This window comes from Clostridium sp. JNZ X4-2, from assembly GCF_054889485.1.
In genome coordinates, this window is the sequence record NZ_CM142685.1 from 3,407,615 (window position 1) to 3,423,560 (window position 15,946).

Consider the following 15,946-nt stretch of genomic DNA (forward strand, 5'->3'; position numbering starts at 1 on the left):
CCTATTATCATGTCCATATGCTGTATAATTAAATTGATATATTAATATGATCTACTTATAATGGAATTAATAAAATCAAGTGATTTTTGAATTCAGAGAAAATAAAATACAAGGAGGAAATTATGAGAAATATACCTAGTTATGTTATAGGGAAAATGATAACTTACTTTGGAAATGATATTAAAAGAATAAATCATGCTTTAAAAGTATATGGCTTTTGTAAAAGCATAGGAGGCATAGAAAAATTAAATCAAAGTGATATGCTTATCCTTGAATTAGCTGCTATACTTCATGATATAGGAATTAAAGAAAGTGAAAGAAAATATAATAGTTCAGCTGGAAATTATCAAGAGATTGAAGGTCCTCCCATAGCTAAAGAACTGCTGAAAGATCTCAATTTAGATGAGAACATAATAGAAAGAATATGCTTTTTAATAGGTAATCATCATAGTTATAACAAAATTGATAAAATAGATTTTCAAATATTAATTGAAAGTGATTTTTTAGTTAATGCCTATGAAGATAATATTAAAAAAGCTGATATAAAATTCATGAAAGATAAGTATTTCAAAACTCCTGCCGGTAGACAGTTCCTGGATACAATTTATATTAATCAATAAAATTATATTTCTAAATAGGCCCAATACCAGCATAGCTGTCATGAAGTGCAGAGTAAAATTTAAAACGTAGTAATATCAACCTTTTCATGTAGATATGGACTTCTGGAAATATTGAGAAAATATAATAATAAGTAATCTTTTAAAATGGCTATCTTACTAGCTCTCCAATACTACTTTGCACTTCATAACACCCAGGGGCAAAGTAACAAAACTATGGAAATTAACATAAAAATAAGACGCATCAACAATTGATACGTCTTATAAGAATTTTATGAGCCTATATAATCTCCACCATTTACATGTAGGATTTGTCCCGTAACATAAGTAGATTCATCAGAAGCTAGATATACATAAGTAGGTGCGAGCTCTACAGGTTGACCAGCTCTTTTCATAGGTGTATCAGTTCCGAAAGTCGTTATATAATTTGCGTCGAAACTTGCAGGTTGAAGAGGTGTCCAGATAGGACCTGGAGCAACTCCATTGACACGAATTCCTTTTGAAACAAGGGAAAGAGCTAATGAACGTGTAAAGCTTACAATAGCTCCCTTTGTGGCTGAATAATCCATCAATAATTTATTGCCTTGATAAGCTACAATTGAAGTTGTATTTATAATTGAAGCTCCACATTTAAGATAAGACAAAGCTGCCTTGGTTACATAAAATAATGGATAGATATTTGTATGAAATGTATCATCCCATTGTTCTGTAGAAATATCCTCTAGGCTATTTTGTGGAAATTGTACACCAGCATTATTGACTAAAATATCCAACTTATTAAATTCTGATATAGTATCTTTAATTATTTTTTTACAAAATAATTCCTCCCTTAAATCTCCTGAAATTAAAAGACATCTTCTACCCTGTTTTTCAACAAGTGCTTTTGTTTTTTTAGCATCTTTATGCTCATTAAGATAGACAATAACAATGTCAGCACCTTCCTTTGCAAATGCAAGAGAAACAGCTCTTCCAATACCACTATCCCCTCCAGTAATTAAAGCAACCTTATTTTCTAACTTACAACTACCAATATAGTTTGGATTATCGAATATAGGTCTTGGCTGCATAATATACTCAAGGCCAGGCTGAACTGGTTGATGCTGAGGTGGAAAGGCTACAGGAACTTGTTTACATTTAGTTTTGTAACCTAAATATGGATAATAAAAAGTCAAGTTTTCCCTCCCAAAAAGACTTTCTTTATAATCTATGCGTATATTCTTGTATATGTGAATAGACTAATGATACAACAAGTATTATCCAAAAAGAAATGGTACGATATGATGGAACCTGAAGATTTTGGAGCTTTAACTCCATTGATATATAATCACGTAAATCCATATGGAAATTTTGATCTAGGCATGAATGTAAGAATTCCAATAGGTACTTATACTGCTTTAGGACAAGCACAAACTGTTAAGCTTTAGAACATACGGTTACGAAACGAAGCTTAACTACTTTGCCCATGATTACAGAACTGCTGGTATTGCCCCAAATACTTGCTATTCAAAATGAGGCCATGTTTATCTTTTACATAAACGTGTCCTCATTTTATATATGTCTGAAAGCTTACTGTATTATTTGTAGTATTTCTATAGCAATGGGGCTTATCGGCTAAACACCTTATGGCATCACTTAGTAGCAAGCGGCATAAATAGAGTAAATGAAAAAACAATCAAAAAATATATTGGAGAAAAAGTATAGAGACCAGGTGCAGATTTTGTTTTAGAACAAACCGGTTTTGCCATAGGGGACATTCCTCCCATTGGCCATAAAAATTCCTTAACCACTTTAATTGACGAAGATTTGATGAAATATGGGCTGCTTCCGGAACGCCTCATGCAGTTTTCAAATTAACCCCACAAATTTTAAAAGACATAAAGACATAACGGGGGGAGATATTATTTGTATTAAGTAATTAGCTGTAAATTTTTTTAATAAAAAAGGAAGTATATAATATACTTCCTTTGGTGGCTCACCGGGGAATCGAACCCCGGACAACATGATTAAAAGTCATGTGCTCTACCAACTGAGCTAGTGAACCATATAAAATTATCTGGCGATGACCTGCTCTCCCACAGGGCCTCCCCTGCAGTACCATGGGCACTGTGAAGCTTAACCTTCCTGTTCGAAATGGTAAGGGGTGTTACCTTCACGTTATTACCACCAGATGCTGATTTGTCAAAATCTTCGATTTTGGTAACGAATCAGTACTCCTCAGCTTTAGCTGAGTGAGTTTCATTATATAGCTTTATTCTTCAAACTTCTATCTCTGTTCTATGAACTTTGATATATTGTCCTCTGAAAATTGCACAGTAAATATTTATCCATATTGTTTTTGGTCAAGCCCTCGACCTATTAGTATCAGTCAGCTTAACATGTTGCCACGCTTACACCTCTGACCTATCACCTTGTGTTCTTCAAGGGGTCTTACCAGCTTTCGCTGTGGGAAATCTTGTCTTGAGGGGGGCTTCACACTTAGATGCTTTCAGTGTTTATCCCTTCCCGACTTAGCTACCCAGCTGTGCTCCTGGCGGAACAACTGGTTCACCAGAGGTCAGTCCATCCCGGTCCTCTCGTACTAAGGACAGCTCCTCTCAAATTTCCTGCGCCCGCGACGGATAGGGACCGAACTGTCTCACGACGTTCTGAACCCAGCTCGCGTGCCGCTTTAATGGGCGAACAGCCCAACCCTTGGGACCTACTTCAGCCCCAGGATGCGACGAGCCGACATCGAGGTGCCAAACCTCCCCGTCGATGTGAACTCTTGGGGGAGATCAGCCTGTTATCCCCGAGGTAGCTTTTATCCGTTGAGCGATGGCCCTCCCACGAGGTACCACCGGATCACTAAGACCGACTTTCGTCCCTGCTCCACCTGTATGTGTCGCAGTCAGGCTCCCTTATGCCTTTGCACTCTCCGAAGAATTTCCAACCCTTCTGAGGAAACCTTTGTACGCCTCCGTTACTCTTTTGGAGGCGACCGCCCCAGTCAAACTGCCCACCTAACATTGTCCCGTTGCCAGTTTCATGGCACCCGGTTAGAATTCCAGTACTGTCAGGGTGGTATCCCAACATCGACTCCAAAATGGCTGACGCCACTCCTTCCATGTCTCCCACCTATCCTGTACAGACAATACCGAAATTCAGTGATAAGCTACAGTAAAGCTCTACGGGGTCTTTCCGTCCAATCGCGGGTAGCAAGCATCTTCACTTGCATTTCAATTTCGCCGGATTTGTTGTCGAGACAGTGCTCAAATCATTACGCCATTCGTGCGGGTCGGAACTTACCCGACAAGGAATTTCGCTACCTTAGGACCGTTATAGTTACGGCCGCCGTTTACTGGGGCTTAAGTTCTTACCTTCGCATTGCTGCTTAGTATTCCCCTTAACCTTCCAGCACCGGGCAGGCGTCAGCTCCTATACTTCAGCTTTCGCTTTAGCAGAAACCTGTGTTTTTGATAAACAGTTGCTTGAGCCTTTTCTCTGCGGCCTCTTTCGAGGCACTCCTTCTCCCTAAGTTACGGAGTCAATTTGCCGAGTTCCTTAACAACAATTCTTCCGATGGTCTTAGGATTCTCTCCTCACCTACCTGTGTCGGTTTGCGGTACGGGCACACATAAATTCCATAGAGACTTTTCTTGGCAGTGTGATATCAGATACTTCTCCTTTCGGATTCCCCTTCACAGCTCGCAATTGAATACATGGTTTTCCCTCTGTATTCTCACTCACTGCTTAGACATACCTCCAACAGTATGCACATCCTATCCTCCTGCGTCATCCCTTCTGGTCTTTTTCATCTATATGCGGTATCGGAATTTCAACCGATTGTCCATCACCTACGCCTTTCGGCCTCGGCTTAGGTCCCGACTTACCCTGAGTGGACGAACCTTCCTCAGGAAACCTTAGGTTTTCGACCAATAAGATTCTCACTTATTTCTCGCTACTTATGCCAGCATTCTCTCTCCTGTCCTGTCCACCGCTCCTTCCGGTACGGCTTCTCCCTGGACAGCATGCTCCTCTACCGCTCTTTCAAGCCCACAGCTTCGGTGGTAAGTTTTAGCCCCGGACATCTTCGGCGCATGACCTCTTGACTAGTGAGCTATTACGCACTCTTTAAATGAATGGCTGCTTCTGAGCCAACATCCTAGTTGTCTTAGAGATCACACTTCCTTTTCCACTTAACTTACACTTCGGGACCTTAGCTGGTGGTCTGGGCTTTTTCCCTTTTGACCACGGATCTTATCATTCGCAGTCTGACTGCTGAGATTCAAGTTTATGGCATTCGGAGTTTGATAAGGTTCAGTAACTGTTGTCAGCCCCTACCCCATTCAGTGCTCTACCTCCATTACTCACTCTCAACGCTAGCCCTAAAGCTATTTCGAGGAGAACCAGCTATCTCCGGGTTCGATTGGAATTTCTCCGCTATCCACAGCTCATCCCATGGTTTTTCAACACCATTGTGGTTCGGTCCTCCACGAAATTTTACTTCCGCTTCAACCTGGCCATGGATAGGTCACCCGGTTTCGGGTCTACAACATACAACTTCCCGCCCTCTTCAGACTCGGTTTCCCTCCGGCTCCATACCTTAAGTACTTAACCTTGCTGCATATCGTAACTCGCTGGCTCGTTCTACAAAAAGCACGCCGTCGTACTTTATCGTACTTCGACTATTTGTGGACACACGGTTTCAGATTCTATTTCACTCCCCTCCCGGGGTTCTTTTCACCTTTCCCTCACGGTACTTCTTCTCTATCGGTCACCAGGTAGTATTTAGCCTTGGGAGGTGGTCCTCCCTGCTTCCCACAAGGTTTCTCGTGTCTCGTGGTACTCTGGTTCAGGTCTCGCAGTTCTTCCTTTTCACTTACAGGGCTGTTACCTTCTGCGGCTCAACTTTCCAGTTGTATTCAATTAAGTCTTCCCTGCTTTTATGACCTGACCTCAACCCCAGAAACAAGTTTCTGGTTTGGGCTCTTTCCCTTTCGCTCGCCGCTACTTGGAAAATCGATGTTTCTTTCTCTTCCTCCGGGTACTTAGATGTTTCAGTTCCCCGGGTCTGCCTCTGCATATCTATTTATTCAACATGCAGTACCCAGCGTTGTCTGGGTGGGTTTCCCCATTTGGATATCTCTGGTTCACTGGCTATTTGCGCCTACCCAGAGCTTTTCGCAGCTTATCGCGTCCTTCTTAGGCTCCTGGTGCCAAGGCATCCTCCATGCGCCCTTTGTAGCTTGACCTTTAGTTTTAAAATTGCCATTAACTTCGTCCAGCTGCGTCAAATACCTCACTCCGGTACTCATTTACACTAGTAAACTCCGTTCCTCCTTCGGTATTTTCCTTGCTGTACTCGTTACTATCAATTTTCTTAAAAATTACTATCAGCTTCACAATACTGCGTTAAAACCTTCCCTTCGGTGCTCATTTACATTAGTAAACTCTGCTCCTCACTCAGGTTTTTCCTTGTGTTGTCCGCTGCTATTAATTTTAATTACATTGGTTCTCAGTTATAACTTACGTCATAACTTACAAATAAGTATAAACTAGTTATACTTATATACTACAAAGGTTATTTCTAACCTTAGCTTTGTTTCTAAAATTGATATTAGCTTCACATTTCTGCTCGTTACTATCAATTCTTTTATTTCTTATTTACTGTGCAATTTTCAAAGGACAAATTTTTTTTCAATTCACAGTGTATAATTTACACTGCACAATTGAATTAAAGAATTCAATTGTCAATTGTCAATTCTTAATTGTCAACTGACTTATGATCCTTCAAAATTAAACAGAATAAAGCGGATTACCTTACATAGATTAAACCATTAAAAATCGCTATTAACTTCGCATTTCTTCGTCAAGTCTTTCACTGTGGTGCTCACTTACACTAGTAAGCTCTGCTCCTCGCTCAAGCCTTTCCTTGATCTGCTCATTACTACCAATTTTTTTAAGACAATCATTACAATCATCTTTCGACTCCCTAGAAAGGAGGTGATCCAGCCGCAGGTTCTCCTACGGCTACCTTGTTACGACTTCACCCCAATCACTAACCCCACCTTCGGCCGCGTCCTCTTTCGTTAGACTACGGACTTCGGGTGTTGCCAGCTCTCATGGTGTGACGGGCGGTGTGTACAAGGCCCGGGAACGTATTCACCGCGACATGCTGATTCGCGATTACTAGCAACTCCAGCTTCATGCAGGCGGGTTTCAGCCTGCAATCCGAACTGAGAGTAGTTTTTGAGGTTTGCTCCACCTTGCGGTCTTGCGTCTCGTTGTTCCTACCCATTGTAGCACGTGTGTTGCCCTGGACATAAGGGGCATGATGATTTGACGTCATCCCCACCTTCCTCCGCGTTAACCGCGGCAGTCTTGTTAGAGTGCTCATCTTACTGTTAGCAACTAACAACAGGGGTTGCGCTCGTTGCAGGACTTAACCTAACATCTCACGACACGAGCTGACGACAACCATGCACCACCTGTCTCCCTGCCCCGAAGGGCTTCTCTTATCTCTAAGATATTCAGGGGATGTCAAGTCCAGGTAAGGTTCTTCGCGTTGCTTCGAATTAAACCACATGCTCCGCTGCTTGTGCGGGCCCCCGTCAATTCCTTTGAGTTTTAATCTTGCGATCGTACTTCCCAGGCGGAGTACTTATTGTGTTTACTGCGGCACAGAAGGGGTCGATACCTCCTACACCTAGTACTCATCGTTTACGGCGTGGACTACCAGGGTATCTAATCCTGTTTGCTACCCACGCTTTCGTGCCTCAGCGTCAGTTACAGTCCAGAGAACCGCCTTCGCCACTGGTGTTCTTCCTAATCTCTACGCATTTCACCGCTACACTAGGAATTCCGTTCTCCTCTCCTGCACTCCAGACACCCAGTTTGAAATGCACTGCCCGGGTTAAGCCCGGGTATTTCACATCTCACTTAAATGTCCGCCTGCGCACCCTTTACGCCCAGTAATTCCGGACAACGCTTGCCACCTACGTATTACCGCGGCTGCTGGCACGTAGTTAGCCGTGGCTTCCTCATCTGGTACCGTCATTATCGTCCCAGATGACAGAGCTTTACAATCCGAAAACCTTCTTCACTCACGCGGCGTTGCTGCATCAGGCTTTCGCCCATTGTGCAATATTCCCCACTGCTGCCTCCCGTAGGAGTCTGGACCGTCTCTCAGTTCCAATGTGGCCGATCACCCTCTCAGGTCGGCTACGCATCGTTGCCTTGGTAGGCCGTTGCCCTACCAACTAGCTAATGCGCCGCGGGTCCATCTCAAAGCGGATTACTCCTTTAAAGTACCATCCATGTGAATCATACTTGTTATGCGGTATTAATCTCCCTTTCGGGAGGCTATCCCCCTCTTTGAGGCAGGTTACCCACGTGTTACTCACCCGTCCGCCGCTAATCCACTCCCGAAGGAGCTTCATCGCTCGACTTGCATGTGTTAAGCACGCCGCCAGCGTTCGTCCTGAGCCAGGATCAAACTCTTAATTTAAAAGTTTATATGGCTCTGTTTAAAATTGCCATTAACTTCGTCCAGCTGCGTCAAATGCTTCATTCCGGTGCTCATTTACGTAAGTAAACTCTGCTCCTCATTCAGCCTTTTCCTTGCTGTACTCGTTACTGCCAATTTCAGGCTTATTGCCTCTTTAGAAAATTAATACTAACTTCGCATTTCTTCGTCAAACCCGACCCTGCGGTGCTCATTTACTTAAGTAAACTCCGCTCCTGGTTCAAGGTTTTCCTGGAACTGCTCGTTATTATTAATTTTAGATACATTACGCTAAGTATGTATAACATCATAAATGATGCTTTACTACTGAACATAACATACAAAATATTACGAAATTACTTTCTTTGCTGCTGCTGCAGCTCAAAAGAATTGCTGGTTTATTCTTATATAAGTTTTCCTTATATTTTATTCTGTTTAATTTTCAAGGATCATCTTCAATTACCTGCCATCTCTTTAGACAGCTTTTATAGTATATCATCTGTATTTCTCTTTGTCAATATGTTTTCTAAATCTTTTTGAGTTTTTTCAACTCTGAAATTTTATAAAACATCCAGGATATCTGCCTGTCAGGCTTATATCTATTTGCGACAACATTTGATATTCTATCATATTTTGTCCTACTTTCCTTAAAATATACATTCATTAGACTAATTTATCTCTTATTTACCACTTATAATATATCTTTTTCTCCAATATCCGCATACTGACACACCAGGAATAGTTATCTTTATATAACAGTGAAGCAGATCAAAATTTACATTCTGATCTGCTTCACTGCTAGGTTTTTATAGGTTATTCACTATATCCTTAAAACTATTCCCTCTAACTTCAAAGTTAGGAAACATGTCAAAGCTGGCACAGGCAGGCGAAAGAGTAATAATATCCCCCTTATCCGCCAGCTCTTGTGCCTTATTAACTGCATCAGATAAAGAATCCACCATAACTATGGGTACCTTAATTCCCTTTTCATTTTTTAATTTATCAAAGGACAGCTTGATTTTTTCTCTTGTAGCTCCCATAAGTATTAAAGTTTTGATCTTCGAATGTCCTTCTTCTGCCAGAATATCAAAAGGTATTTTTTTATCATATCCACCTGCTATTAATATGACAGGTTTTTCAAAAGCCTTAAGTCCGGCTAAAGTTCTAGTGGGACTCGAAGCAATAGAATCATTATAGTATTTTACTCCATTTACACTCCTTACAAATTCACACCTATGTTCTACTCCAGAAAAATCAACAGCAACCTTTCTCATATTTTCAATATCCACATCATTCTTTACCGAACAAAAAGCTGCTAAAAAGTTTTCCACATTATGCATTCCCTTAAGGTTCACTTCTTTTATTCTGCAAACTTCATTTTCATCTATATACAGACTATTGTCTTTTAAATATCCTCCTTCATTCAGTACTCTTTTACTGCTGAATTGTATTACCCTGCCCACAGCTTCCGGCATCATGGAATTTACTATATCATTCTCTCTGTTCAGCACAAGCAAATCTTCCTTATCCTGATATCTGAATATATTCTTTTTGGCATTTATATACTCGTTCATGTTCTTGTGAATGTCTAAATGATTAGGACTAATATTAGTTATAACTGCAACATCAGGTGAAACATTCATAGTCATCAATTGAAAACTGGACAATTCCAATACTACCTTATCTTCGCTTTTCACTTCATTTATTCTGGAGAATAATGGAGTACCTATGTTTCCTCCAATCCAGGTCTTATATCCATGTTCTTTTAAAATATTATATATAATGGTGGCAGTGGTAGTTTTGCCGTCACTTCCGGTCACTCCATATATTTTAGCAGGACAGTATTTAATAAATTCCTCCATCTCAGAAGTTATATACGCTCCATTTTGTTTAGCTTTCATAAGATATGGATTATCTATTCTCATAGAAGGTGTTTTAAATATCACCTGAAAATCATTTAAATCATGAAGGTAGTCTTCACCTAATACAAGCTCTATATTTTTTTCTCTAAATTCTTTTGCTATTTTTCCTAATTGACTTTCACTCTTTTTATCAAAAGCAGTAACCTCTGCACCTAAACTCAATAAAAAATTAATTAAAGGCCTGTTGCTTATTCCTATACCAACTACCGCTGTTTTTTTACCTTTTATAAACCTTTTAAACTCCTCGAAATCCTTTTTCATAAAATTACCTCCATGCCAGACTTATTACAATAATTTATATTTTGATTATATAATAGCACAACATATAGTAAAATAATATACTTCCAATTATGAAGTGATTCCTGAATACGGTGGAATTTGCCCGTCATGAATATGTTCCTGTCAAACCATTTAGCCATTGTTAAATTAAAATATGTCGAGTATAGTCAAAATTATGAGAAAATATTTAATTTAACAACTTTATTGCTGGCTATTGAAAATTATTATTCTATTATGCTATACTATGTTTGTGCCGTAAGGAACATTAATATAATTCCCCAAGTTTTAATTAAACATATAACATATCCCCATGATTAAACCCTAATTCACCGAATAATCACGATTATTCGGTGAATTTTTTGTCCATTTTTAAGCTGGATTCTTTATAGATATGAAATATGCCCCACCTGGTTTTATATTTCAAAATCAGTGGGGCATATCATTAAAATTGTATTTTTTCTTGTATAAATCCTTTCAATTCTTCTATCTTAATTCTAAATTGTTTCATTGTATCTCTGTCTCTTATAGTAACGGTATTATCCTCCATAGTGTCAAAGTCTACAGTTATACAATAGGGAGTTCCGATTTCATCTTCTCTTCTATATCTCTTTCCTATACTTCCTGCATCATCATAATCTATATTAAAATCTTTTTTCAGCATATTATAAACTTCCAGGGATTTCTCTGATAGTTTCTTGCTGAGACAGAGAACTGCTGCCTTAAATGGAGCTATTGCAGGGTGAAAATGTAATACTGTTCTTACATCTCCCCCTTCCAGTTCTTCTTCATCATAGGCATCAACTAAAAATGCAAGTACTGCCCTATCTGCTCCTACAGAAGGTTCTATACAATAAGGTATATATCTTTCCTTAGTGATAGGATCCATGTATGTCATGTCTTTTCCTGAATGATTTTGATGCTGGGTCAAATCATAATCTGTTCTGTCTGCCACGCCCCAAAGTTCTCCCCATCCAAAAGGAAATAAATATTCAATATCAGAAGTAGCATTACTATAATGGGAAAGTTCTTCCTTTCCATGATCCCTAAATCTTATATTTTCCTCTTTCATGCCCAGATTCAATAAAAACTTCCAACAATAATCCTTCCAATAACTATGCCATTCTAAATCACTTCCCGGTTTACAGAAAAACTCCAGTTCCATTTGCTCAAATTCTCTAGTTCTAAAAGTAAAGTTTCCTGGAGTTATTTCATTCCTAAATGCCTTTCCTATTTGAGCTATACCAAAAGGTATTTTTTTTCTACTGGTTCTCTGGACATTTTTAAAGTTTACAAATATACCTTGAGCTGTTTCAGGTCTCAGATATATCTCTGACTTCGAATCCTCTGTAACTCCCTGAAATGTTTTAAACATAAGATTAAATTGTCTAATGTCAGTAAAATTCTTTTTTCCACAGCTAGGACAGACAATATTGTTATCATCTATATATTTCTTTAGCTTTTCATTGCTCCATCCATCTGCACTGGCCTTTTCCACTCCTTTTGACGTCATGTGTTCCTCAACCAGTTTATCTGCTCTAAACCTGGCCTTACATTCCTTACAATCCATAAGAGGATCAGTGAAATTTCCCACATGACCTGAGGCCACCCAAACTTCACTATTCATAAGTATTGCACAATCTATTCCTACATTGTGCTCATTTTCATGAACAAACTTCTTCCACCAGGCCCTTTTTACATTATTTTTCAGTTCCACTCCAACAGGTCCATAATCCCATGTATTGGCAAGTCCTCCATATATATCTGAGCCAGGATACACAAATCCCCTGTTTTTAGCCAAAGCCACTACTTTATCCATAGTTTTTTCAAAAGCCATATTATATTCTCCTCTCAACAATTTATTAAATTTTTATCCCATGGCTGTCATTGCTGACACTCCCTGCTTTGTAAAGTATGAAATGATAGGCACTGCTCCGCCCTGGATAAGTTCTTCTAGATTCTGACACGAAAAGTATTCCTTATGAGCAAGCTCCGCCTGAACCTAGGAGTCACTCGATAGAAAATTATCAGCAAAATACGACCTGCAATTTTGAGTATAAAAAAAGGGCCTACTGCAAAGGGACGAATTATCTCCGCGGTTCCACCCTTTTTAGCACAAGCTCATCTTTGAAATACCCAGCTCAAAAGCTCCTTCACAAAAAATTTAGTTGTTTACACCACCCACAACTTCTCTTTAAAAATTTATATTGCTACTATTCTTTATCACAGCTATTTATTAAATTATCAATATAATTCTTATTATACCCTATTATATGCAAATGTAAATATTAAGTCACTGAATTTACAAAAATAAAATGGCTCCGTGGAGAGGGCTCGAACCTCCAACCCTTCGGTTAACAGCCGAATGCTCAACCATTGAGCTACCACGGAACAACTTACATGTATAATTATATCATGCAATTTTAAAATTGCAATATAATTTTATATTCAAAGGATAATAAATTTAAAGGTCTATTATAAAAACCCAGGGATTCTTAAATTAAGAAAAAACCCCTGGGTTTCAACTATGCCATATATATTCATTTCAGCAATAAAATAACAATTATAATGATATTGTCAAACTTACTGCTGATTTGGTTTCATAGTAGGAAAAAGTATGACATCTCTTATAGAAGAAGAGTTCGTAAGGAACATTACCAGTCTATCTATACCTATTCCCAAACCTCCAGTAGGAGGCATGCCTATTTCAAGTGCATTTAAGAAATCTTCATCCATCATATATGCCTCATCATCACCTAATTCTCTTTCTTTTAGCTGCTGCATAAATCTTTCCTTCTGAACTATAGGATCATTTAATTCTGAATAGGCATTACATATTTCTCTTCCAAATACAAATCCTTCAAATCTTTCTGTAAACTCAGGATTACCCCTTCTCTTTTTAGTAAGAGGTGATATTTCAACAGGATAATCCATCACAAAAGCAGGTTGAATAAACTGCTCTTCGCAAAACTCTTCAAATAGAGCATCCAATATGTCACCCTTTGAACAATCCTTCAATTCCTTCTTTAATTCAATATGTTTTTCTTTAGCAATTTCTCTAGCCTGCTCATCATCTTTCACTTCATCAAAGTCCACACCTGCGAATTTTTTAACTGCATCTACCATAGTGATTCTCTTCCATGGTGGTTTAAAATCTATTTCTGTATCTTCATAAACTACTTTTGTAGTACCAAGAACTTTCTCACATACATATGCAACCATATTTTCAGTAATTTCCATCATATCATTATAATCTGCAAAAGCTTCATATAACTCAATAGATGTATATTCTGGATTATGTCTTATATCCATACCTTCGTTTCTAAAGCACTTGCCAATTTCATATACTTTTTCAAATCCCCCGACTATAAGTCTTTTAAGGTATAGTTCTGTAGCAATTCTTAAATACATATCTATATCAAGTGCATTATGGTGGGTGGTAAAAGGTTTTGCTGCAGCCCCACCGGCTATTGAAGAAAGTATTGGTGTCTCCACTTCTATATAGTCCTTGTTATCTAAGAATTCTCTTATTGATTTTATTATGGCAGTTCTCTTTAAAAAAGTATCTCTGACTTCCTGATTTATTATCAAATCCACATATCTCTGCCTATATTTTAAATCCGGATCCTTCAATCCATGCCACTTTTCAGGAAGAGGTTTGAGAGATTTAGCTATAAGTTTAAAATCCGTAATATGAATTGTTATTTCTTCTGTTTTAGTTTTAAATACCCTGCCTGTTATAGATAAAATATCTCCTATATCATAGGACTTATATTCTTTAAGCTTATCTTCACCTACATCGTTTATTTTTATATACAGCTGGATTTTTCCATATCTATCATACAAATCTGAAAAACCAGCTTTGCCATGAACTCTTTTTGATATCAGTCTCCCTGCAACAGTTACATCTTTTCCCTCTAAAATTTCATAATTATTTCTCACTTCTTTAGAAGTATGAGTTCTCTCTACTTTATAAACTTCAAAGGGATCCTTCCCTTCTTCCTTTAATGCTGCTAATTTTTGAAGTCTCTCCTTTATCAGTTCATTGGAATTTTCCTCCAGTGAATGAATGCTCTTTTCATCTTTTGCCATTAACATTACCCTCCAATTATCTTCTTATGCTCAGTATTTCATATTTGCTAACTCCATCTGGAATCTGTATTTCAAGTATGTCTCCCTCTCTTTTTCCCATCAGTCCTTTACCCACAGGTGACTCATTGGATATTTTATTATTAATTGGATCAGCTTCTGCAGATCCTACAATTAAATATTCAACCTCTTCTTCAAGATCATAATCTTTTACCTTTACAATAGAACCTACATTCACTATATCCGGTGGGATCTCATCCTCATCTACTATAGTAGCATTTTTCAGCATATTTTCAAGTTGAACTATCCTTCCTTCCACAAATGCTTGTTCATTTTTAGCACTATCATACTCTGAATTTTCACTTAAATCTCCAAATGAAAGAGCCATTCTAATCTTTTCAGTAATTTCTTTTCTTTTAACTGTCTTTAAATTTTCTAATTCCTGTTCAAGTTTTCTTATTCCTTCATAGGTCATTACATATTTTTTTAATGCACTCATTCCGCTCTCCCCTTTCAATAATTTATATAAAACTCTCCCATAACCCCATAATTTTTTCAGATTTATTGTACTTTATCAATATCCACAATTATCGTTTAAGTAATTATAAAACAGCACTATTATAATGTCAACGTAATAAGATCTCCTCTATGCTAATCTTATAGGTGCCTATATTTTTACAAGATCAGTTCATTCTTATTAAATTTTATTTTATTTAAAAATACACCATTAGCCTGCAAAGACCTCTCCACATCTTTTTCTCCCAGCTGACAAAGTATGGAACCTAAAAGCTCCAGAGATATATTGCCATACTTAAAATCCCATGGAATTTTATATTCAATATCATTTACTATAATATTATTTTTATAACATGGTACATAACTATTATCCAAATACCATATATACTCCTTATTGTCTGCACTGATTTTTTCAGAAGTTATAATAAAATCTGCACTTTCAAAAGAAAAATTTATGTCGGAGGTAACTATAGGTGTTACTCCATAATTTGCTGTAATATATTGCCTAAGCTGATTTGCTTTCACTATGTCCGGAGAAAGCAGAACTATAAACTTGGCTTCTTTAGCTAAAAAACATATAGTATCAAATAAAATAGGTTTTGAAGCATCATAAATAACTATACAGCTATGCCTTATACTCTTTTTTTTATTTCTAAGTATGATTTTTGAACTTCTTACAATACTGAAGGCCATTAATTCCCTTTGAAATTTATTGTATAAATTATAGTCCAAATACCTATATACTTTTGGTACTAAGCATATATCATTTATTTTAGATATTTTTTGAGCCTTTAAAATATTGTTTCTATAAGAATTCATATTAATATTTAGAGGAAATTTCATAATTTCAATTTTTAATTCAAATTCCTTTATAAAAAGTTTTTCCTCCATTCTTATTTTAAATCTATCTTTTACCCGTCCCCACAAACTATTATCATCATAAAAAACATCTCTATCCGATTTTGCATACAAAATAGATCTCACATTTGATATTCCCCTTAAATTACTTACAATAATATCTTATTCTCCTGTCAAATTAAAAA

7 protein-coding genes, 2 tRNA genes, 3 rRNA genes, 1 pseudogene and 1 other annotated feature are annotated in these 15,946 nt (G+C 37.7%); of the genes and pseudogenes, 2 read left to right on the forward strand and 11 right to left on the reverse strand.

Annotated features, from left to right (window positions below):
* The first annotated feature begins 122 nt into the window (after positions 1 to 122).
* Positions 123 to 620: an HD domain-containing protein gene (locus tag ACYUJ6_RS16440; RefSeq protein ID WP_461843765.1), complete on the forward strand. Its 498-nt coding sequence runs from the start codon at positions 123 to 125 to the stop codon at positions 618 to 620.
* Between the two features lie 269 nt (positions 621 to 889).
* Here ACYUJ6_RS16440 and ACYUJ6_RS16445 read toward each other — a convergent pair whose 3' ends face one another.
* Positions 890 to 1,789 carry an SDR family oxidoreductase gene (locus ACYUJ6_RS16445; protein WP_461843766.1) on the reverse strand — a complete coding sequence of 300 codons (900 nt, stop codon included), beginning with the start codon at positions 1,787 to 1,789 and terminating at the stop codon, positions 890 to 892.
* A 45-nt stretch (positions 1,790 to 1,834) separates the two neighbouring features.
* On the opposite strand from ACYUJ6_RS16445, the pseudogene ACYUJ6_RS16450 reads away from it, so the two are divergent.
* Positions 1,835 to 2,041: pseudogene (locus ACYUJ6_RS16450) on the forward strand (Tn3 family transposase); the annotation flags it as partial.
* Positions 2,042 to 2,582: 541 nt separating this feature from the next.
* On the opposite strand, the gene ACYUJ6_RS16455 reads toward ACYUJ6_RS16450, so the two are convergent.
* The 10 genes from ACYUJ6_RS16455 to ACYUJ6_RS16500 all read right to left on the reverse strand — a co-directional run bounded on the left by ACYUJ6_RS16455 (position 2,583) and on the right by ACYUJ6_RS16500 (position 15,887).
* Positions 2,583 to 2,658: transfer RNA gene (locus tag ACYUJ6_RS16455), tRNA-Lys, on the reverse strand.
* A 10-nt stretch (positions 2,659 to 2,668) separates the two neighbouring features.
* Positions 2,669 to 2,785 (reverse strand): 5S ribosomal RNA (gene rrf, locus ACYUJ6_RS16460).
* A 167-nt stretch (positions 2,786 to 2,952) separates the two neighbouring features.
* A 23S ribosomal RNA gene (locus ACYUJ6_RS16465) occupies positions 2,953 to 5,848 on the reverse strand.
* A gap of 744 nt (positions 5,849 to 6,592) precedes the next feature.
* Positions 6,593 to 8,103 (reverse strand): 16S ribosomal RNA (locus ACYUJ6_RS16470).
* Together the 16S, 23S and 5S rRNA genes with 1 tRNA gene alongside form the textbook arrangement of a ribosomal RNA operon.
* A gap of 803 nt (positions 8,104 to 8,906) precedes the next feature.
* On the reverse strand, positions 8,907 to 10,283 hold the full coding sequence (gene murD, locus ACYUJ6_RS16475) for a UDP-N-acetylmuramoyl-L-alanine--D-glutamate ligase (RefSeq protein WP_461843767.1): 1,377 nt from the start codon (positions 10,281 to 10,283) through the stop codon (positions 8,907 to 8,909).
* Positions 10,284 to 10,743: 460 nt separating this feature from the next.
* Positions 10,744 to 12,135, reverse strand: coding sequence for a glycine--tRNA ligase (locus tag ACYUJ6_RS16480; RefSeq protein ID WP_461843768.1), 1,392 nt, complete (start codon positions 12,133 to 12,135; stop codon positions 10,744 to 10,746).
* 238 nt (positions 12,136 to 12,373) lie between these two features.
* Positions 12,374 to 12,534 (reverse strand) — a binding site (T-box leader).
* 80 nt (positions 12,535 to 12,614) lie between these two features.
* Positions 12,615 to 12,689, reverse strand: a tRNA-Asn gene (locus ACYUJ6_RS16485).
* Between the two features lie 192 nt (positions 12,690 to 12,881).
* A complete protein-coding gene (gene lysS / locus ACYUJ6_RS16490) occupies positions 12,882 to 14,390 on the reverse strand; it encodes a lysine--tRNA ligase (RefSeq protein WP_461843769.1) in 1,509 nt (502 codons plus the stop codon).
* 16 nt (positions 14,391 to 14,406) lie between these two features.
* Positions 14,407 to 14,886 (reverse strand): transcription elongation factor GreA, encoded by a 480-nt coding sequence (gene greA / locus ACYUJ6_RS16495; RefSeq protein ID WP_461843770.1) that lies wholly within the window; start codon positions 14,884 to 14,886, stop codon positions 14,407 to 14,409.
* Between the two features lie 176 nt (positions 14,887 to 15,062).
* On the reverse strand, positions 15,063 to 15,887 hold the full coding sequence (locus ACYUJ6_RS16500; RefSeq protein WP_461843771.1) for a hypothetical protein: 825 nt from the start codon (positions 15,885 to 15,887) through the stop codon (positions 15,063 to 15,065).
* Positions 15,888 to 15,946 lie beyond the last annotated feature (59 nt).

Excerpts from the sequence above, each read along its gene's own strand:
- ACYUJ6_RS16440 (WP_461843765.1), top strand. The coding sequence starts at position 123 with ATGAGAAATATACCTAGTTATGTTATAGGGAAAATGATAACTTACTTT.
- murD (WP_461843767.1), bottom strand. The coding sequence starts at position 10,283 with ATGAAAAAGGATTTCGAGGAGTTTAAAAGGTTTATAAAAGGTAAAAAA.
- ACYUJ6_RS16480 (WP_461843768.1), bottom strand. The coding sequence starts at position 12,135 with ATGGCTTTTGAAAAAACTATGGATAAAGTAGTGGCTTTGGCTAAAAAC.
- lysS (WP_461843769.1), bottom strand. The coding sequence starts at position 14,390 with ATGGCAAAAGATGAAAAGAGCATTCATTCACTGGAGGAAAATTCCAAT.
- greA (WP_461843770.1), bottom strand. The coding sequence starts at position 14,886 with ATGAGTGCATTAAAAAAATATGTAATGACCTATGAAGGAATAAGAAAA.